The organism is Acidiferrimicrobium sp. IK (genome assembly GCF_025499425.1).
Classification (GTDB): domain Bacteria; phylum Actinomycetota; class Acidimicrobiia; order Acidimicrobiales; family Palsa-688; genus Acidiferrimicrobium.
In genome coordinates this window covers 93,442-111,108 of the sequence record NZ_JAIMCB010000006.1, presented here as the reverse complement: position 1 = coordinate 111,108, position 17,667 = coordinate 93,442, and the positions used below count along the sequence as shown (strand labels likewise).

Here is a 17,667-nt window from a genome sequence, read left to right as displayed (position 1 = left end):
CTCAGGTGGCCTGGAGCAGGGACTGCATCATCTGGTCGACGGCGCTGATCACCTTCGCCGACGCCTGGTAGGACTGCTGGTAGTTGAGCATCATCACCATCTGGCTGTTCACGTTGACGCCGCTCACCGCTTGGAGGTTGGCCTGGGCGGCGTTGGCGACCGACGTCTGGGTCTGCACCTGGCTGTTGAGCGCCGAGATCTGGGTGCCCATGGTCTGCACGAAGCTGCGGTAGGCGGTGTCAGGGCCGCTGGACGCGTCGTAGAGGTTGGCCATTGACTGGGCGTTGGCCCCGTTGTTCGCGGCGTCGGGAAGCGTCGCGGTCCCCGACGCGGCCAGCAGCGAGGGGTCGGCGGCGACCGCCGCCACGAGGCCGATGCTCGCCGCGCCCGAGCCGATGGTGAAGAGGGGACCGCCGGGCGCCCCGGAGGCGGTGTATCCGGCGGCCAGCTGCGTGTTGACCGTGGTTGCGAGGTCGTTGGCGACGCCGTCGAGCTGGCTTTGGTAGTCGGGGAGGTACTGGTTGATCGCCGCGAGGGTCCCCGCCGCGGACCCCGACGTCATCGTCACCGCGGTCCCGGTGGTGGTCTGCACGCCGAGCGAGCCGGCGGTGCCGGTCAGCTGCAGCTGGGACGCGGTCACCCCCGCCACGACGTTGACCCCGCCGATGCTCACGTTGATGGTCCCGTTCGGCTGCAGCGACGACACCGCTCCCAGGTCCTGCGACAGCTGGTTCATCAGCTGGCTCTGCTGGTCGATCAGCGAATTGGCCGAGCTCCCCGCTGCCTTGGTGGTGATGATGGCGGTGTTGAGCTGCGCGAGTTGGGTCAGCACCGAGTTGTCGGCGCTGACCAGCGCGGAGAGTTGCTGCTGGGCGTTGCCCTGGCTGGTCGCGATGGCAGCCGAGGAGGTGTGCAGGTCCGAGATGAGGTTGGAGGCCAGGTTGATCACCTGGGAGCGGGCGCCGCTGTCGGAGGGTTTCTGCGCGACGGTGTCCCAGGACTGCCAGAACGCCGACAGGTCGGCGTTGAGGCCGGTGGTCGTCGAGACCGGAAACCCGGTTTGGATGCCCTGGAGGACCTGTTGGAGAGCCCCGCTTTGGGCCAGGGCCGCGGACGCCTGCTGGGCGCTGGTCTGCAGCAGCCCGTCGTAGGCCTGGCCGGAGGCCAGGGGGGTCACGCCGAGCCCGACGCCGAGCGGGGACAGCCCCGCCGCTGCGGTGAGCGTCGGGGTTTCCTGCACGTAGCCGGGGGTGTTGGAGTTCGCCAGGTTCTGGGCGACGGTGTCCATGGCGGTCTGCTGGGCGGTGACGCCCGACGCCGCGATACTGAGAGCGAGGTTGCCCATGTGGCTCCTTACGCCCGGGCGTCGAGAAGGACAGACCGCTCGCCGCCTTGGCTGCCGGTCCCTGACGCGTCGTAGGACGGCGCCGTGCCGAGCATCGCCAGGGCGTCGATGGTAGCGGCCAGTCCCCCGGCGAGCAGCCGGCGGTTCTCTTCGACCGTGCGGTTGATCTGGGCGACGGTGGCGCGCATGGCGTCGCGGGCGGTGGACACCCGGGCTTGGGCCTCGGGGGTGGGCAGAGCTTCGGCGATGTCGCGGAGGGTGGCGCTCGGGTCGATACCGAGGGCCCCGGCGGCGTCGGCAAGGGTCGCGGCCCGCTGACGGCCGAGCGCGGCCAGGTTGGCTGCGACGTCGTCGATCTCGGTGGTAGCCCGTCCCAGGTATCGGTGCTGCCCGGCGAGGAGGATCAGGCGCTGCTCCTCGAGCTTGAACGACAGCTCGTCGAGGGCTTCCTGCTCGAGGAGGATGCACCCCAAGATGGCGTCGAGGTCCATGCGTGACTTATCGACCGGCCGGCGCCGAAGGTGAGCGGCTCGTGCGCAACGCTGCACCTGCCCTACTGGATCACGAAACCGACGAAGTAGATGTCGAGGACCTGCTGCGCGGCGCCGTCGACGGTGCCGGTGATCTTCTGGCAGTCCTTCAAGATGGCGGCTTTGGCCGCGTCGCGTCCTTGCGGGGACAGGAGGGTGGCGTAGTTGTCGCTTCCGAACACGGTGTTGATGGCGTCCTCGAAGCGCTGCAGGTCGGCGCCGACCGCCTTGGAGTTGGCCACCTTGCTCAGCTGCAAGGAGATGGTGGCCTGCACCAGGTGCCCGTCGGAGAGGTTGACGGTCAGCTGGCTGAGGTCGAGGATCTTGCCGGCCGGGACCTTCTGGCCGGGTAGGTAGTGCGGCTTGAGGAGGATCCCCTTGGCCACGTAGCCGCCGGCGAGGAGCACGACGACCAGCAAGATGATGAGCTTCTTCTTGCTCTTCTTGGGTGCGGTCTCGGTCCCGGCGGCTTGGGCGGGCGCGATGGTGGTGGCAGTCATCTTCAAGCTCCTGTGCCGGCGAGCACGACGATGTCGATCCGGCGGTTGAGCGCCATGTGCGCTGGGGTGTCGTTGGGGGCGGAGGGACGGGAGTCGCCGAATCCGGTGGCGGCCAGGCGGCTGGCCGCCAGCCCGTCGGTCCGGCTCAGCCGGAGGACGACGTTGACGGCGCGCACTGCGGACAGCTCCTCGTTGGAGGTGTAGGGACCGCCGGTGATCGCCTGGTTGTCGGTGTAGCCGTTGACGTCGATCAGGTTGGCGGTGGGGGCCAGCACCTGCGCCACCGTGTCGATGACCTGGTCGCCGACCGAACCGAGGTCGGCGGAGTCGCTGGCGAAGAAGACCTTGTCGTCTAGGAGCTGAACGGTCAGCTCGCCGTTGCCGAGGGACTCCGACACCGACCCGGCCAGTCCCTTGCTTCTCAGCGCTGCGGCGACCTGCTGCTCCAAGGCGGCCAGCGCCTCTTGGCTGGCGCTGGGCGCGGACGGCGGCGTTTTGATGGTGGGGGTGGTGGTCGGGGTGGTGGCGGTCTGCGGTGCCGGTTTGCCGGTAGTGGTGCCGGCGGTCTTGACCAGGCTGCTGTTTTGGAGCAGCCCGTTGCTGTTGGGAAGGACCCCGGGGTTAGGGTTGAACGTCGCTTTGAGCCCGAGGGCCAGGGCCTCGAACTTCTTCTGGTTGATGGTGCTGACCGAGAACAGCAGGATGAACAGCGCCAGCAGCAGGGTGATCATGTCGGCGTAGGTCAGCAACCAGCGCTCCTCTCCGCCGGCGTGACCCTCGTCGTCGTCGTGGGCCGCTCCGTGCTTCTTCTTGCTCATGGCTACGCCGCCTCATCCGCCCGCTCGCTGGCCGCCCGGTAGGCCTGGAGGCGGGTGGCGACCATGCGCGGCGTGCTGCCGGCCTGCACGGCGAGGAGACCAGCGAGGATCATGCGCTTGCTGGACACCTCGAGCTCCGACGCCCGCTTCAGCTTGTTGGAGATCGGCAGCCAGAACAGGTTGGCGCTCATGACGCCCCACAGCGTCGCGGTGAAAGCCGAGCCGATCGCCGGCCCGAGGGCGTTGGGGTTGGAGAGGTTGCCGAGCACGTGGATTAGCCCGATGACGGTGCCGATGATGCCGAGCGTCGGGGCGTAACCGCCCATGTCAGCGAAGAACTTGGCGCCGGCCTTGTGCCGTTCCTTCATCGCCGCGATCTCGGTTTCGAGGATCTCCTCGATCTCGTCGGAGTCGACGCCGTCCACGGTCATCTGGATGCCCTTGGCCAGGAACGGGTCGTCGATCTCGCCGGCTGCCTGCTCCAGGGCGAGAAGGCCGTCGCGGCGGGCGACGTCGGCCAGGTTGACCAGCCGAGCGATGTCCTCTGCGGGGTCGGTTTCGGGCACGCCGAGGGCCAGCTTGAAGATCTGCTTGATGCTCTTGACGTCTTTTTTCATCAAGCCGGCGGCGCCGACCGCGATGGTGCCGCCGAACACGAGGATCAAGGGGGCGGGCTTGAGCAACGCCGCCGGGCTGGCCCCGTCCATGATCATGGACAGCACCACCGCGACGAGCGCGCCGCCGATGCACATGGCCGTGAAGCGGTCGAGTTTCTTCACGGCCGGGGCCTCCCTGGCGCAGCCGGCGCCACCTCCGGCGCGTCGCTGGCTTCGCGCACCAGCCGGAGCGAGCCGGGGGGCGGCCCGGCGGACGCCACTCCGTAGCGTTGGGCCATGGCCAGGATGCTGGCCCGGTACTCCTTGATGATCTCGATCAGCTCTTCGACGGACTCCTCGACGACGTAGCGGGTGCTGTCGGTCATCGTGACGACCGTGTCGGGGAGCGCCTCCGCCCGCTCGATCAGGTCGGGGTTCAGCGCGAGACGGTCACCTTTTGGGAATCGGGTGAGCAGAATCATGGGGGCACGTCCTTGTGGGGCGAAGCGCGGCATCCATTGCCACTTCTTCTTTCGTCACCACGGGGCGCGCCTTGAGCCGCCTTCCGGTTTCTTGTCGCACACCCCTTTAAGAGGGGGGGATGATCCGATCCGGGCGGGCGGTCTCGAGGGAGGAGCCGTCGGTCTGCTCGGCGCCGGGGGTGTCGATCCCCTGGACCCGCCGGATCTGGGCGAGCAGCTCGGCGCGCCGGGCTTCCCGGCTGTAGCGGCCGTACACCGCGCTGATGATGATCCCGGCCACCCACGACACGATGAGGGCGATGAGGAACCGCTCCAGTGCCGTGATGGTGGGCATCGAGCCGGCCAGCAGCGCCGGCAGCATCGGCAGGCACAGCACGACCGCGCCCGCCACGACGAGGTCGGGCCGCTTCATTACCTGCCCTCGACCAGATCGGTCACCGTGGCCGCCCACCGGGCCGGGTTGGCGTGGTGGGCGCCGAGGCGGGCGACGGGGATACCGGTCTGGAGGACGGCGGCAGGGCTGAGGGTCCCCTCGACGTTGACCAGCACCAAGGCGTCGAGGCCGCCGAGAGCTTCCGCCCACGCCGCGACGTCGTCGACCTTGGTGACGGAGTCGACCACACCGACGACGGTGGCGGGGCGCAGGTCGCTCACGGCTAGGGCCCGCTCCCCTAGTGGCCGGGGCGCGACAGGCAGGTCGACAACGGTGATCGCCCGGCTGGTCTCCGGGAGGCTGGCGGCTGTGACGACTGTGACATCGTCGGGGTCGAGCCCGTTGTCGAGCGCGAGCTCGCCGGCGGCCTGCAGGGCCGGGCCCGCCCCGCCGACCACGACGAGGGGTCGCCCGGGCGTGGCCCGCAGCTGCGGCGGGGTTGGGGCCAGCGCCGCGAACGTATGGGTCAGCGCCACCGAGAGGTCGTGACCGCCGCGCACCAGCGCGGCGGCGGCGGCCGCGTCGGCGTCGCTCAGGCCGGTCGAGCGCAGGAGGCTTCGAAGGTTGCGCGGCGCCGGGCCGCGCCGGTCGACAGGCGTGCGCCGGGCCGGGGGGGCCGCCGCCGGCGTGGCGGCCCTGGAGGCGGCCCGCCTGCGGGTGGCGGCCTCGCGGGTGGCGGGAACCGCCGCCCGCGCGGTGCCGGGCTGGGCGGTGGAAGCCTTCGAGGCCGCCGGCTTGCGCACCGCGGGCTTCGAGGCCGCCGGCTTGCGCACCGCGGTCTTGGGGGCGGCGGGCTTGGGGGCGGCCGCCTTGCGCACCGCGGGTTTGGGGGCGGCGTGCTTGGCGGCGGCCGGCTCGGCAGCCGCGGGCTCGGGGGTGGCCTGAGCTGCGGGCGCCGCGGCAGCAGGCTCGGTCTGGCCGGACGTGGAGGCGGTGATCACCGTCGCGGCCGCGTCGGGTTGAGCGTCGAGGATCCGGGTCACCTCCCGCAGCACTGCGCCGAAGTCGTCCGCGGTGTCGGGGGCCGTCGGCAGGCGCGAGGAGCCGGCCGGCGGCGCAGGCGTAGCGGGCGCGTCCGGTGAGAACTCACCGCCGGTGAAGGCGCCGGTCTCGAACGGGGCGGTCCCGAAGGCGTGCGCCGGTCCGGCCGCCACCGAGATGGCAGCCGGCCGCCGCAGCGGGCTTCGCCGGCCGCGATGGCGGGAGGACGCCGCAGCATCGGCCGCGGCGGGCGCCGCGCCCGGCGCCGTCCCGACGCCATCGGCGAGGACGTCGTTTAGGTCGGCGGTGTGCTCCGCGAGCGCGGCGAACACGTCGAGGGTTCCGGTCGAGGCGACGGGAGCGGGTAGCAGCGCAGCGGGGCGGCGCGTGCCGGCGCCGCCGCGGCTTTGCGGGCCGCTTTCCGGCGGCGGCCCTCCGGCTGCTGGTTCGGCGAAGAGCCGGTACTTCTCCTTGGCGAAGAAGCCGAGGACTCCCCCGCTGCGGACCGTCTCGCCTCGGACGATCCTGGCGTCGGGTCCCAGCTCGCGGCGGATCTCGACGACCAGCTGCTCGGCGTCAATACCCTCAAACGGCCTGGGCTGCGACATTTACCACTCCTATCCGCTCGACTCTCACATGGCTGCTCAGCTCGTTGACCGACAACACCCCTAGGCGGGGCGCGGCGACCGCCAGCAGGCGGCGCAGAGCCGGACGGAGCCTGGAAGGGCACACCAGCACCGGCTCTCGGCCGGTCTGCTCCGCCTGGGTCGCCAACGCCTGGATCTCCCGCACCAGGCCTTCGGCCAGCCGGGGATCGACGTTGAGGACGGTCGACCCCTCCCCGGGGGACACCGATTCGACCAGGCTCCGCTCGAGCCCGGCGTCGAGCATGATCACCGGTAGCAGCCCCTCTTTGGAGAACTGAGACGCGATCGCCGACCCGAGAGCCGCTCTGGCCGCCTCCAGCAGCGACTCGGGGTCCTTGGTCTGTCGGGCCCGTTCGGTCACCGCCTCGATGATGCGCACCAGGTCTCGGATCGCCACCCCTTCGTCGAGCAGGCCGGCCATCACCCGGTGGAGGTCGGTGAGGGTCACCTGGGCTGCGGCCATCTCGTCGATGACCGCCGGGTCGGTCGCTTTCACCGAGTCGACCAGGATCTTCACCTGCTGGCTGGAGAGAAGCTGGCTGGCGTAGCGGGCGGCGATCTCCCCGAGGTGGGTGGTGATCACCGACGACCTGTCGATGACGGTGGAACCGGCGATCAGCGCCTGCTGGCGGACCTCCGGCGCCACCCACTTTGCCGGCAGCCCGAACACCGGCTCGACGTCGGCGATGCCGGGGAGCATGTCCAGGCCGTCGCCGATCGCCAGGTACTTGCCTGGAGGGGCGGTGCCGCGGGCCACCTCCACGCCGTGGACCCGCACGGTGTAGGTGTCGTTGTCCAAAGCGATGTTGTCCCGGGTCCGTACCGGCGGGATGATCAGCCCCTTGTCGATGGCCAGCTTCCGGCGCAGGCCCTTGACCCGGTCGAGCAGGTCACCGCCTTTCGCTCCGTCGACCAGGTCGATCAGGCTCACAGACAGTTCCAGCTCGAGGGGCTCCACCCGCATCTCGAGGGCGAGGGCTTGGGGCGTATCGGGCGACGCCGGGACGACGGCGTCTTCCTGGGCGGCGGCGACCGCGGTCGCGTCGGCGGCGGCGCTCACCCGGCGCCCGAAGAAGTAGAGCACCGCGCCGACGATCAAGAACGCGACGTGGGGCAGGCCGGGCACGATGGCCATGCCGGCCATGACCACCCCGGCGATCTTGATGGCCCCGTGCTGGCGGCGCAGCTGCCCGATGACGTCGGTACCGAAGTCCGACTCGTCGGTCGCGGCCCGGGTGACGATCAGGCCGGTGGAGATCGACAGCAGGAGGGCCGGGATCTGGGATGCCAGCCCGTCGCCGATGCTGAGCAGGCTGTAGGTGTGCACCGCGGTGGTGACCGACTGGTGCTTGCCCAATACGCCGACGCCGAGCCCGCCGACCAGGTTGATGACGGTGATGACCACCGCGGCGATGGCGTCGCCGCGAACGAACTTGGACGCGCCGTCCATCGCCCCGTAGAAGTCCGCTTCGTCGGCGGTCTCCTGCCGGCGCCGCTTGGCTGTCGCCTGGTCGATCAGGCCGGCGTTCAAGTCGGCGTCGATCGCCATCTGCTTGCCGGGCATGGCGTCGAGGGTGAAGCGGGCGGCGACTTCGGCTACCCGGCCCGCGCCGCTTGTGACCACCACGAACTGGATGACGATGAGGATCAAGAACACGACCAGGCCCACCACCAGCTGGCCGCCGACGACGAACTTGCCGAAGCTGGCGACCACCGCTCCGGCGCTTCCGTGGAGCAGGACCAGGCGGGTGACCGACACGTTGAGGGCCAGGCGGAACAACGTGGCGACGAGAAGCACAGCCGGGAAGACCGAGAAGTCCAGCGCTCGTTTCACGTGCATCGTCATCAACATGATGACGATCGCCGCGCTGATGTTGAGGCTGATCAGGATGTCGATGATGAAGGCCGGCACCGGGACGACCAGCATGACGACGGTCGCGATGACGATGGCCGGGACGCCGATGAGTCCGGTTTTGTTGCGCATGGCACCTCGGGAGTACGGGCGGGGTGGACCGTCCGTGGCCCGGTGTCACCCGGGCGCCAGCCCGGGATCGTCTTTCCTACGTGGCTGGTATCGGCACGACCGGAGCAGACCTGAGCAGCGCGAAACGGCCCGCGCCCCCGTTCGGGGGTGCGGGCCGCGGTCGTGGCTTCGCCGGGGCGGAGCTACTGCATCTGCATCAGGCTCTGAAGGGTGGCGGAGGTGGAGCTGACCACCTTGGTGTTGGCCTGGTAGGACTCTTGCGCCACGATCAGGTTGGTGAGCTCGGTGGCCAGGTCGACGTTGGAGGACTCCAGGCTGCCGCCGAGGAAGGTGCCCCGGCCGCCGGTCCCGGGCACGCCTACGGTCGCCGCGCCGGAGTTGGCGCTGAGCGAGTACATCGACGCGCCGACGGAGGAGAGGCCGTTGGGGTTGGTCACCGTGGCCAACGCCAGCTGGGCGATCGGTTGGGTGCTGCCGTCGGAGAACGACCCGGTGATGACCCCGTCGGAGCCGATCGAGTAGCTGGCGAGGGTCGCCCCTGCGGTGTTGGTGAGCTTGGGCGGGATGCTGACCGTGCCGGTCGCGCCGGTGTTGGTGATGGCACCGCCCGTCGCCTCCCAGCCTTGGACCATGCCTCCGGTCGGGGTGACCAGGTTGCCGTTGGCGTCGAGGGACAGGTCGCCGGCACGGGTGTAGAGCTGCTGGCCGTTTTGGACCACCACCAGGTAGCCGCTGCCCTGGATGGCGACGTTGGAGGGGATCCCGGTGGCCTGCGGAGCCCCCTGTGACTGGCTGCCGGCGATGGCCCCGACCCGGACGCCGGCGCCGACGGTCAGCGGGTTGACGCCACCGGCGACCGTCGACGGTGCGGTGGCGCCGGTCAGCTGCTGGCTCAGCAGGTCGGTGAAGTAGACGTTCTGGCTCTCGTAGGCGGTGGTGTTCGAGTTGGCGATGTTGTTGCCGATCACGTCGAGGTAGGTCTGGCTGGACTGGATGCCCGAGGTGGCGGCGAGGAGTGACTGTTCCATCGGTTGTGGATCCTTTCGGAGGCGAGGTCGTTGGGTTCGGAGGCGAGGCGGTTGGGGTGGAGCGTTAGCGTGAGTAGCGCCTGGGGCGCGGGATCACGACACCTTGGTCACCGCCGTGACCGACACGTCCTGGGCGCTGCTCCCGCTGCCGATCTGCAGCTCGGGCGCCCCGGAGGAAGACAGGAGCACGCCGTCGACGACGCCGGTCACCGGTGCTCCGGCCCCGTTGAGCGCGTTGACGGTGCGTCCGAGCATGCTGTCGGCGGCCACGGTCTGCTCCTCGGCCGCCAGGCTGGTCTGGGACTGCACGGCGGTCATCTGGGCGATCTCGGTCATGAACTGGGTGGGATCTGACGGGTTGGTCGGGTCTTGGTTCTTCAGCTGGGCGACGAGCAGCTGCAGGAACGTTTGGGTGTTGTCGAGCTGGTTGAGACCCGACGTCGGGGACGAGTTGGTCAGCGACGAGATCCCCGAGGTCGGGGTTTGGGCGGTCGCCATGGCCGACACCGACAGCGGAGCGGAGGTGATGCTGGCACCGGGGATGGTCACGAATGTCTCCTTGGGTCGGGGCTCACAGCTGCACGTCCACCAGTCGGCGGGCGTCGGTGGTTACGAAGGTCGGCGAGGTGATCTCGACGGGGTCGGGGGTGGCGTCGCGGGCGGTGGCGTCGCTCCCCGACCGCGCGGTTTGGTCCCAGTGACCGCTGCCCGACCCCGACCCTTGACCCAGCGTGACGGTGACGTTGGCGCCGTCGGAGCCCAGTTGGTGGCGAAGCAGCGGAAGGGATCGCTCCATGGCGGCGTGGGCCTCAGGCGAATCGGTGGTCAACCGGACCAAAACCCGCTCGGGGTCTACGGTCACCACGGCGCGCACTGCACCCACGCCTTCGGGGACCAGGTCCATGGTGATCTGGTGGGTGCCCTTCGAGGAGGTGAGGGAGCCGAGCGCACCGACGAACTGCGGGGACGGGCCGGGCTGCGAGGTAGCCCGCTCGGCGGCGACGGCCGCCGGGGCCGCGCCCGACGGGGTGGGCGGGGCGGCCGGGGCGGGCGGCGCGCTCGCCGCGGGTGACGGGTTGAGGGGGTTGGTCGGGGTGGGCTGGGGCGCCGGGCCCGGGGACGGCGCCGGGCTGGTCGCCTCGGGCTGCGCGGCGTGCGGCGTTGACGTCTGCGTCGGGTCCAGCGCGGCGCGCCTGCCGGGCTGGGAAGACGAGCCGGTGACCGCGGCCGGCTCGGCGGTGCCGGCGGTCCCGGCGTTCCCGGCGCCTCGGCTGGCGTCCGGGGTGCCGCCCGCGGCCGCGGTCGCGTTGGTGGCGGTTCCCGCCGCTGCGGGAGTTGCGGCGGAGGTTGACCCAGCGGCCGCGGCGATGGCCGCCGGTTGCCCGGACGCGTCGACGCCCGGGGCGGGCGTCGCAGCTGCGCCGGCCCCGCCGGGCGCTGCGGCCATCCCGGGGCCACCCGCCGCCGGGCCTGGGGTCGGGGCAGGGGTCGGGCCGGTCGGGCTCGCCGCCGACAACCCGGGGGTCTGAAGTGTCGCCGCGGAGGGGGCACCGGCCGACTGACCAGTCCCGGCGGGCCCGCCCGGCGCGGACGGCGAGACGGCACCGCTGGCGGCTTGCACCGCGCCCGGGGCCGCCAACACGCCGGTCGGCGAAGCCGGGACACCGACGGCCGGCGCGGAGGCGACCGAGGCGGCCATCACCGCGGCCGCTGTCGCCGCTCCTGACCCGGCCGCGGCGGTCGGGACCGCCGGAGCGGCCGCCGGGGGGGTTGGCGCCGGGGGGGTTGGCGCCGGGGGGACGCTGCCAGGCCCGCCGCTGACCGGCGTGCCGTTGCCCGGCGGCTGGGCGGCGGCGCTTGACGGCTTGTCCTTCTGGTGGCGGCGGGGGTCTTTGCCGTCCCCGGTAGGCGCCACCCCAGCCCCGGCGGGAGAAATGGTGGCGTGCTGACCGGCGCCGGGTTGGTTGCCGCCGTCGGGTGTCGCGGCCCGCGCCGGTGAGGACGCGTCGCGCGGCGATGCGGCCTGGCGCTGCGCGGCGAGGGCCTCCTGGAAGGAGCCGCCCGTGACGTCGGCGCCTCGGGCCTGGCCCGGTGGGGCGGGCACGGCAGGATCCACCATCGTCGACACCGATGAGAGCGCGGGCATCACGCGGCCGCCTGCCCCAGCATCGACGTGATGTTGGAGACGTAATGCTGGGTCTCGGCGTAAGGGGGAACCCCGCCGTAGCTGGTCACCGCGCCGGGCCCGGCGTTGTACGCCGCAAGGGCGAGTGGCACCGACCCGAACTGCTTGAGGTAACCCTTCAGGAGCGTGGCGGCGCCGGTGATGGCCTGAGCCGGGTCCAAGGCGTTGACGCCGAGACCGGCCGCGGTGGAGGGCATCAGCTGCATCAGGCCTTGGGCGCCGGCGCCGCTGACCGCGTCGGTCTGGAACCCGGATTCCTGCTTGGCCACCGCTGCGAGCAGCGCCGGCGCCACGCCGGTGGACTGCCCGATGCGGCTGAACAGGGGGACCAGCCCGGCCGGGACGCCCAGGCCGGGCGGGATCCCGGCGGCCGACGCCGGCTCGAGGCCCGAAGCCCCCACGGAGGTAGCCGCCGCGTCCGGGAGGACCCGGCGGATCGCGCTGGGCGTGCCCACCGGCTGGACCTGGACGGTGGTGCCGGTGTGGGGGGCGTCGATCATCTGCCCGTTACCGATGTAGATGCCGACGTGGCCGGGGCTGGCGGCGGTCCCGTCGGATCCTGCGAAGAACACCAAGTCGCCTGGCTGAGCGTCGGCCAGGCTGGCGACGGGCGAGCCGGCGGTGGCCTGCTGCTCGCTGGTGCGAGGCAGCGACACACCGAGCTGGCCGTAGACGTACTGGACCAGCCCGGAGCAGTCGAAGCCGGCCGGGCTGGTCCCGCCCCACACGTAGGGCACGCCGATGTACTTGGCGGCGTCGGTGACCACCGCGGCGCCCGCTCCCCCGCCCGCCGCGCCTTGCGGGGAACCGGCTACGGAGCCAGTCGAGCTGCTGTCGCCGCCCCAGAAAGCGTCGGCGGCGACGAGCGAGGAGGACGACGCCGGCGGCTGGGCCGATGACAGCCCGAGCAGCGAGGAGGTCGGCAGGTACCCGCCCGATGAGGAGGCGGCCGGCGCGGCCGCGGTGCCGGTCGGGTTCCCGTTCAGCTCGGCGCCGACTTGCGCCAGGGTCGCCTCGAACCCGGCGGGACCCGACTGCTCGGTCTGCTGGCCGAGGGAGGCGAGGGTGGCGCCGACCGACTGGAAGCGGGCGATCATGGCCTGGGCGTCTACGTAGCTCACCGTCTGCTCCTGTCCCCTGCGCTGCCGGCCGGCGCCCATCGCGACGTGACGATGTCGTCGACGGCCTGGTCTTCTCTGCGCTGCACCTCGGCCTGCCACTCCCGCTGGCGCCGCTCGACGAGGCGCTCCAAGGCGGCGACGCGCTGCGCGGCCTCGGACCATTCCCCTCGGCGCAGGTGCGCGCTTCTCTCTGCGTCGCTCAGCGCGCCGCGGGCGTGGGCGACGGTCGCCGCCAGTTGTTCGGCGGCCTGGTGGGCGGCGAGCAGGTCGGGCACATCGCACGGTCCGGTCAGGGTGGGCTGCGACCGGTAGCGTTCGCTCGCCGAGTCGAGGACCTGCCGGCCGTGCTGCAGCTCCCGGTTGGCGGTCGCCAGCCGGAGCCGAGCGACGTCTTCTTGGGCTCTCCTGGCGCTCAGGACGGCGTCGAGGCGGCGTTGAGGGCGGCTCACGCGCCGCCTCCGACCAGCGAGCCCAGCTCCTGCCACGACTGCTCGGCGCCGACCGTGGTCGCGACGTCCTGGCAGAGGAAGCCCTCGATGGCGGGCTGCATGGCGACGGCCCGGTCGACCAGGGGGTTGGAGCCGGGGAGGTAGGCGCCGATCTCGATGAGGTCCTTGGCGTCGCGGTAGGCGGCCATAAGCCGCCGCAGTTCGCGGGCCGCGCCCCGGCGACCGGGGGTGGTGATCGCCGGCTCGACTCGCGACACCGACTCGAGGACGTCGATGCTCGGGAAGTGGCCGCTGGTGGCCAGCCGCCGGGACAGCACGATGTGACCGTCGAGGATCGAGCGGGTCGCGTCGGCGACCGGCTCGTTCATGTCGTCGCCGTCGACGAGGACGGTGTAGAGGCCGGTGATGCTGCCGTTGTCGGTGGTTCCGGCCCGCTCTAGCAGGCGCGGCAGCAACGTGAAGACCGACGGGGTGTAACCCCTGGTGGCGGGCGGCTCGCCGGCGGCCAAGCCGACCTCCCGTTGCGCCATGGCGAAGCGGGTGAGGGAGTCCATCATCAACACGACGTCTTGGCCCTGGTCCCGGAACCACTCGGCGATGCGCGTCGCGGTGAACGCGGCCCGGATGCGGACCAGCGCCGGTTCGTCGGAGGTGGCGACCACCACCACCGATCGGGCCAGACCCTCCGGCCCGAGGTCGCGGTGGAGGAACTCGTTGACCTCCCGGCCTCGCTCCCCGACCAGGGCCAGCACCGACACGGTGGCGTCGGTGCCGCGGGCGATCATCGACAGGAGGCTGGATTTGCCGACCCCGGACCCGGCGAAGATGCCGAGGCGCTGACCCCGACCGCACGGGACCAGCGTGTCGAGGGCCCGCACGCCGAGCGACAGCTGCTGGTCGACCGGGTCCCTGGTGAGGGGATGGGGCGGGGCGCCGTCGACGGCGACCTCCTCGGTCAGCTCGGGGATCGTTCCTGCGTCGATCGGGCGGCCGAGGCCGTCGAGGACCCGGCCGAGGAGGCCCGGCCCGACGTGGAGGGGCAGCGGGCCTCCGTAGGACTCGACCGGGTCGCCGTAGCGCAGGCCGGTGAGGCTGCCGAAGGGCATGCACGCCAGGCGCTTGCCGTCGATGGCGACCACCTCGGCGTCGAGGGGGTCGGCGCCGGACCAGATCCGCACCGCGTCGCCTACCGCCGCGTCGACGCCCTCGACCTCGATGCGCATGCCGACGAGGTGGGTGACCCTGCCGGTGCGCTGCGGCGCCACCGCGGCGAGGAGCTGGGAGCGAAGCGCGTTCGCCACGACGGTCATGCCGCGACGCCCGTGGCGTTGCCGCCGGCGGCCAACAGGGCGCGGGCCCGCTCGACGGCGGCGCCGATCTGGCTGTCGATCCGGCAGGCGCCGGCTTCGAGGACGCAGCCGCCCGCTTCGACGGTGGGGTCGTCGACGATCCGGGCGCTCACGCCCGGCGCCATCTCGGCGACCGTGGACTGGTCCAGGCCGTGGCCCGGATGGAGGCGGATGACCAGGTCCTCACCGCTCGGCGCCAGCCGCAGGGCGCGGGCCAGGGCCTCCTTGTCGGCCGCTTCGCTCAGGTACAGCTCCCTCCCGACGAGGGCCTGGGCCAGCTCGACCGCCAGGCCTGCGACCTCCGCTGCGATGGTCTCGACCGCCGCGTTGCGGGCCGCGGCTACGGAGCGGGCCGCGTCGGTGAGGGCGTCGCGCAGCGCTCGGCGCTCGGCGGCCTCGCGGGCGTTCGCCGCGGCGTCCGCCTCGGCTCGGGCCGCCTGGTAGCCAGCGTCCCAGCCCGCCTGATGGGCTTGAGCCAGGCGGTCGACTTGCTCCTCGGGGCCGAAGGTCTCGTGCGGTTTCCAGGGGGACAGGGCGACGCCAGGACCGCTCGACGCGCTGTCGGGTCCGCGCAGCACCCGGGGCCTGCGGCTACCAGCGGTGGGTACCTCAGACCAGGTCATCGTCGCCCCTCGCAATGACGATCTCGCCGCTCGCTTCGAGCTCCCGGACGATGCGCACCACCGCCGACTGGGCGGCTTCGACCTGCGACAGGCGGGTCGGGCGCATCACCTCGATCTCGTCGCGCAGGTCCTGCGCGGCTCGCTCCGACATGTTCCGGGTGAAGGTGGCCAGCAGCTCGGCGGGGGCGTTCTTCAACGCCACGGCCAGGTCTTTCGGCACGACGTTGCGCAGCACCAGCTGGAGGGTGCGGTCGTCGAGGGTGGTGATGTCGTCGAACACGAACAGCTCGTTGCGGATCTCCTCCGCCAGCTCCGGGTCGGCGGCCTCCAGGTCGGCGAGGAGCTGCTTCTCCGACGAGCGGTCGGTCTGGTTGAGGATGGCGACCATCGACGACACCCCGCCCAGCTCGGCGGTGGCGGCACCGCCGGAGCGGACCAGGGCCGACAGCTGCTGGTCGAGGGTCCGGGCGATGTGGTCGATGGCCTCCCGGTGGACCCGCCCCATCGTGGCGATCCGGCGAGCGACGTCGGCCCGCCTGGTGTCGTCCATCGCCTTCAAGACCGCGGCGGCCTGCTCGGCGGGAAGGTGGGCCAGGACCACGGCGATGGTCTGAGGGTGCTCCTCGCCGATGAAGGTCAGGATCTGGAGGGGGTCGATGCGGTGGAGGAAGTGCAGCGGGCCGGGGTTGGCCGGCGCCCCGAACTGCGCCAGGACCTCGCCGGCTCGGGCGCTGCCCAGACGGTCGACGAGCAGCCGCTTGACCAGCCCGACGCCGCTTTGGGACCGGCTCATCTCGTGGTACTCGTTGACCACCCGGCTGACCTGTTCGGGCGACAGCGGAGGGAGGGTGGCCATGGCAGACAGCACCCGCACCGACTCCTGCTCGCTCATCGCCTTCAAGATGCGCAGGGCCCGGGTCGGGTCGGCCTGGCTGAGCACCACCGCCGCCTTTTGGGTTCCGGTCAGGGTGGCGGTCGGGCCCCCGGTGATCGCCGCGGTCACTGCGCCGGCACCTCACGGTTCTCGTCGAGCCACCCTCGCAGCAGCTGGGCGACCTCGTCGGGCTGCCCGTCGACGAAGGCGCTGATCGCCGCGGGGGCCGGCGGTGCCGCCAGCTCGGAGACGCCCAGGGCGGGCAGCTGCGTGGTGGCGTCATCGCCGATCTGCAGGGCCTGGAGCGCGGCCAGGTCCGACGGGCTGAGGATCGACGTCGGCGCCAGCTTCTTGGCCTTGCGGGCGGAGCGCCACACCATGAGCAGCACCAGGCCGATGATCAGCATCACCGCCGCGGTCCGCATCAGCGACGAGGTGGCCTGCTTCTTGGTGGCGGCGGCTGTCGCTGCGGCGGCCTTGGCCGCCTGCTGCGCGGCGGCGGTGTTGAACGGCATCGACGAGAACGCCAGGGTGTCGCCCCGGGCCGGGGTGATCCCCGCCGCGGCGGCCACACCGGCTTGGAGGGCGGACATGCTGACGCCCTTCGGGAGCGCCGCGGAGTTGACCAGCACCGCTACCGACTGGGATGTCACCGTGCCCGGCGCCTGCTGGACGGTCTGGGTCTGCTGGTTGGTCTCGCAGGTCTGGGTGTTTTGCGACTGGTTGTACGAACCGTTGCCCGCCGTACCGCCTGTCGTCGTCACCGTCCCCACCGTGCCGCCGGCGGGGGCTCCGGTCCCGGTGTAGGTCGAGGTGCTCTGGCTGGTCTGGGTGCAGAAACTGGCGTTGGTCCCTTTGGCGGTCGGCAGGATGCTCTGGGTGTTGGTCTGCACCTCGTTGTAGTTGAGGGTGGCGTTGACCTGGACATCGGCGTTGTTGGGTCCGAGCACCGCCGCCAGGTACTGCTCGACTTTGGCTTGGACGCTGCCGTCGTAGGAGGCCGTCTGGCCGTTGGCGGCGCCGCCGCTGGCGGCCATGCCCGGACCGGCGAGCAGGTCGCCGCTCGAGTCCGCGACGGTAACGTTTTTCACGTCGAGGTTCGGGACGCTCGAGCCGACCAGGTGCACGATGGCCTCGACGTTGCTCGTGCTCAGCGTCTGACCGGGCTGCATGGTGACCATGACCGACGCGCCGGTCGGGTTGTTGTTGTTCAGCGCGAAGTCCTGGTTGGCGGGGAGCGCCACGTTGACCTGCGACGAGGCGACGCCTTGGATCGAGTCGATGGTCTTCTCCAGCTCACCCTGGATGGCCTGGAGGTAGTCGGCCTGCTGGGTCATGTTGGAGGCGGTGATCCCCTCCTTGTCGAGCAGCGACAGGCCGACGGTGCCTCCTGCCGGCAGCCCGGATTGGGCCAGCGCCAGGCGCTCCTTGTCCACCGAGGCGGCCGGCACCAGCACCGTCGTGCCGCCGTTGGAGAGCCGGTACGCCACCTTGTCGGCGGTCAGCTTGGAGGTGATACTCGCGGCGTCGCTCCCCTGCAGGTTGGTGAAGAGCGGCACGTAGGTCGGCTTGCCGGTCATCGACATGACGTACATCCCGCCGACGATGACGGCGATGAACGCGACGACGGTGACTGCTTTCTGCCCGGGCGTGAAGCCCCGAGAGAAGCGCTGGAACCCTTGGCGGAGTTGGCCCAGGTCGGGAAGTGCGGAGCGGGCCATG

Annotated in this window: 18 protein-coding genes; all 18 read right to left on the bottom strand. The window is 71.6% G+C overall.

The window, feature by feature from the left end:
• Position 1 precedes the first annotated feature (1 nt).
• Positions 2–1,345: a flagellar hook-associated protein FlgK gene (flgK, locus tag K6U06_RS11760; RefSeq protein ID WP_262322126.1), complete on the bottom strand. Its 1,344-nt coding sequence runs from the start codon at positions 1,343–1,345 to the stop codon at positions 2–4.
• Between the two features lie 8 nt (positions 1,346–1,353).
• Complete coding sequence (locus K6U06_RS11755) at positions 1,354–1,836, bottom strand: flagellar protein FlgN (RefSeq protein WP_262322125.1); 483 nt, start codon at positions 1,834–1,836, stop codon at positions 1,354–1,356.
• A 62-nt stretch (positions 1,837–1,898) separates the two neighbouring features.
• On the bottom strand, positions 1,899–2,375 hold the full coding sequence (fliL, locus tag K6U06_RS11750; RefSeq protein ID WP_262322124.1) for a flagellar basal body-associated protein FliL: 477 nt from the start codon (positions 2,373–2,375) through the stop codon (positions 1,899–1,901).
• 2 nt (positions 2,376–2,377) lie between these two features.
• A complete protein-coding gene (locus K6U06_RS11745) occupies positions 2,378–3,193 on the bottom strand; it encodes a flagellar motor protein MotB (RefSeq protein ID WP_262322123.1) in 816 nt (271 codons plus the stop codon).
• 2 nt (positions 3,194–3,195) lie between these two features.
• A complete protein-coding gene (locus K6U06_RS11740; RefSeq protein WP_262322122.1) occupies positions 3,196–3,972 on the bottom strand; it encodes a motility protein A in 777 nt (258 codons plus the stop codon).
• Complete coding sequence (locus K6U06_RS11735; protein ID WP_262322121.1) at positions 3,969–4,271, bottom strand: flagellar FlbD family protein; 303 nt, start codon at positions 4,269–4,271, stop codon at positions 3,969–3,971. Before K6U06_RS11735 ends, K6U06_RS11740 begins: the two co-directional genes overlap by 4 nt.
• Positions 4,272–4,377: 106 nt before the next feature.
• A complete protein-coding gene (locus K6U06_RS11730) occupies positions 4,378–4,683 on the bottom strand; it encodes a hypothetical protein (RefSeq protein WP_262322120.1) in 306 nt (101 codons plus the stop codon).
• Positions 4,683–6,293 (bottom strand): hypothetical protein, encoded by a 1,611-nt coding sequence (locus K6U06_RS11725; RefSeq protein ID WP_262322119.1) that lies wholly within the window; start codon positions 6,291–6,293, stop codon positions 4,683–4,685. The genes K6U06_RS11730 and K6U06_RS11725 overlap by 1 nt, the downstream gene beginning before the upstream one ends.
• Complete coding sequence (locus tag K6U06_RS11720) at positions 6,271–8,316, bottom strand: flagellar biosynthesis protein FlhA (RefSeq protein ID WP_262322118.1); 2,046 nt, start codon at positions 8,314–8,316, stop codon at positions 6,271–6,273. The genes K6U06_RS11725 and K6U06_RS11720 overlap by 23 nt, the downstream gene beginning before the upstream one ends.
• A gap of 182 nt (positions 8,317–8,498) precedes the next feature.
• Positions 8,499–9,344, bottom strand: coding sequence for a flagellar hook-basal body protein (locus K6U06_RS11715; RefSeq protein WP_262322117.1), 846 nt, complete (start codon positions 9,342–9,344; stop codon positions 8,499–8,501).
• A gap of 93 nt (positions 9,345–9,437) precedes the next feature.
• Positions 9,438–9,893, bottom strand: coding sequence for a flagellar hook capping FlgD N-terminal domain-containing protein (locus K6U06_RS11710; protein WP_262322116.1), 456 nt, complete (start codon positions 9,891–9,893; stop codon positions 9,438–9,440).
• Positions 9,894–9,915: 22 nt separating this feature from the next.
• The gene (locus K6U06_RS11705) at positions 9,916–11,490 is read right to left on the bottom strand and encodes a flagellar hook-length control protein FliK (protein ID WP_262322115.1); all 1,575 of its coding nucleotides are present in this window, start codon (positions 11,488–11,490) and stop codon (positions 9,916–9,918) included.
• On the bottom strand, positions 11,490–12,650 hold the full coding sequence (locus tag K6U06_RS24530) for an NlpC/P60 family protein (RefSeq protein WP_316044713.1): 1,161 nt from the start codon (positions 12,648–12,650) through the stop codon (positions 11,490–11,492). Before K6U06_RS24530 ends, K6U06_RS11705 begins: the two co-directional genes overlap by 1 nt.
• Entirely contained in the window at positions 12,647–13,099 is a 453-nt protein-coding gene (fliJ, locus tag K6U06_RS11690; protein ID WP_262322114.1) for a flagellar export protein FliJ, read from the bottom strand. Before fliJ ends, K6U06_RS24530 begins: the two co-directional genes overlap by 4 nt.
• On the bottom strand, positions 13,096–14,409 hold the full coding sequence (locus tag K6U06_RS11685) for a FliI/YscN family ATPase (RefSeq protein ID WP_262322113.1): 1,314 nt from the start codon (positions 14,407–14,409) through the stop codon (positions 13,096–13,098). Before K6U06_RS11685 ends, fliJ begins: the two co-directional genes overlap by 4 nt.
• A complete protein-coding gene (locus tag K6U06_RS11680) occupies positions 14,406–15,071 on the bottom strand; it encodes a flagellar assembly protein FliH (protein WP_262322112.1) in 666 nt (221 codons plus the stop codon). Before K6U06_RS11680 ends, K6U06_RS11685 begins: the two co-directional genes overlap by 4 nt.
• Positions 15,058–16,074, bottom strand: coding sequence for a flagellar motor switch protein FliG (gene fliG / locus K6U06_RS11675; protein ID WP_262322111.1), 1,017 nt, complete (start codon positions 16,072–16,074; stop codon positions 15,058–15,060). Before fliG ends, K6U06_RS11680 begins: the two co-directional genes overlap by 14 nt.
• On the bottom strand, positions 16,071–17,666 hold the full coding sequence (fliF, locus tag K6U06_RS11670; RefSeq protein ID WP_262322110.1) for a flagellar basal-body MS-ring/collar protein FliF: 1,596 nt from the start codon (positions 17,664–17,666) through the stop codon (positions 16,071–16,073). The genes fliG and fliF overlap by 4 nt, the downstream gene beginning before the upstream one ends.
• Position 17,667 lies beyond the last annotated feature (1 nt).

Bases quoted from the DNA above. Each gene is read 5' to 3' on its own strand.
- fliL (WP_262322124.1), bottom strand. From the start codon at position 2,375: ATGACTGCCACCACCATCGCGCCCGCCCAAGCCGCCGGGACCGAGACC.
- K6U06_RS11715 (WP_262322117.1), bottom strand. From the start codon at position 9,344: ATGGAACAGTCACTCCTCGCCGCCACCTCGGGCATCCAGTCCAGCCAG.
- K6U06_RS11680 (WP_262322112.1), bottom strand. From the start codon at position 15,071: ATGACCTGGTCTGAGGTACCCACCGCTGGTAGCCGCAGGCCCCGGGTG.
- K6U06_RS11730 (WP_262322120.1), bottom strand. From the start codon at position 4,683: ATGAAGCGGCCCGACCTCGTCGTGGCGGGCGCGGTCGTGCTGTGCCTG.
- K6U06_RS11755 (WP_262322125.1), bottom strand. From the start codon at position 1,836: ATGGACCTCGACGCCATCTTGGGGTGCATCCTCCTCGAGCAGGAAGCC.
- K6U06_RS11745 (WP_262322123.1), bottom strand. From the start codon at position 3,193: ATGAGCAAGAAGAAGCACGGAGCGGCCCACGACGACGACGAGGGTCAC.
- flgK (WP_262322126.1), bottom strand. From the start codon at position 1,345: ATGGGCAACCTCGCTCTCAGTATCGCGGCGTCGGGCGTCACCGCCCAG.
- fliF (WP_262322110.1), bottom strand. From the start codon at position 17,666: ATGGCCCGCTCCGCACTTCCCGACCTGGGCCAACTCCGCCAAGGGTTC.
- K6U06_RS11705 (WP_262322115.1), bottom strand. From the start codon at position 11,490: ATGCCCGCGCTCTCATCGGTGTCGACGATGGTGGATCCTGCCGTGCCC.
- K6U06_RS11735 (WP_262322121.1), bottom strand. From the start codon at position 4,271: ATGATTCTGCTCACCCGATTCCCAAAAGGTGACCGTCTCGCGCTGAAC.
- K6U06_RS11720 (WP_262322118.1), bottom strand. From the start codon at position 8,316: ATGCGCAACAAAACCGGACTCATCGGCGTCCCGGCCATCGTCATCGCG.
- K6U06_RS11725 (WP_262322119.1), bottom strand. From the start codon at position 6,293: ATGTCGCAGCCCAGGCCGTTTGAGGGTATTGACGCCGAGCAGCTGGTC.
- K6U06_RS11685 (WP_262322113.1), bottom strand. From the start codon at position 14,409: ATGACCGTCGTGGCGAACGCGCTTCGCTCCCAGCTCCTCGCCGCGGTG.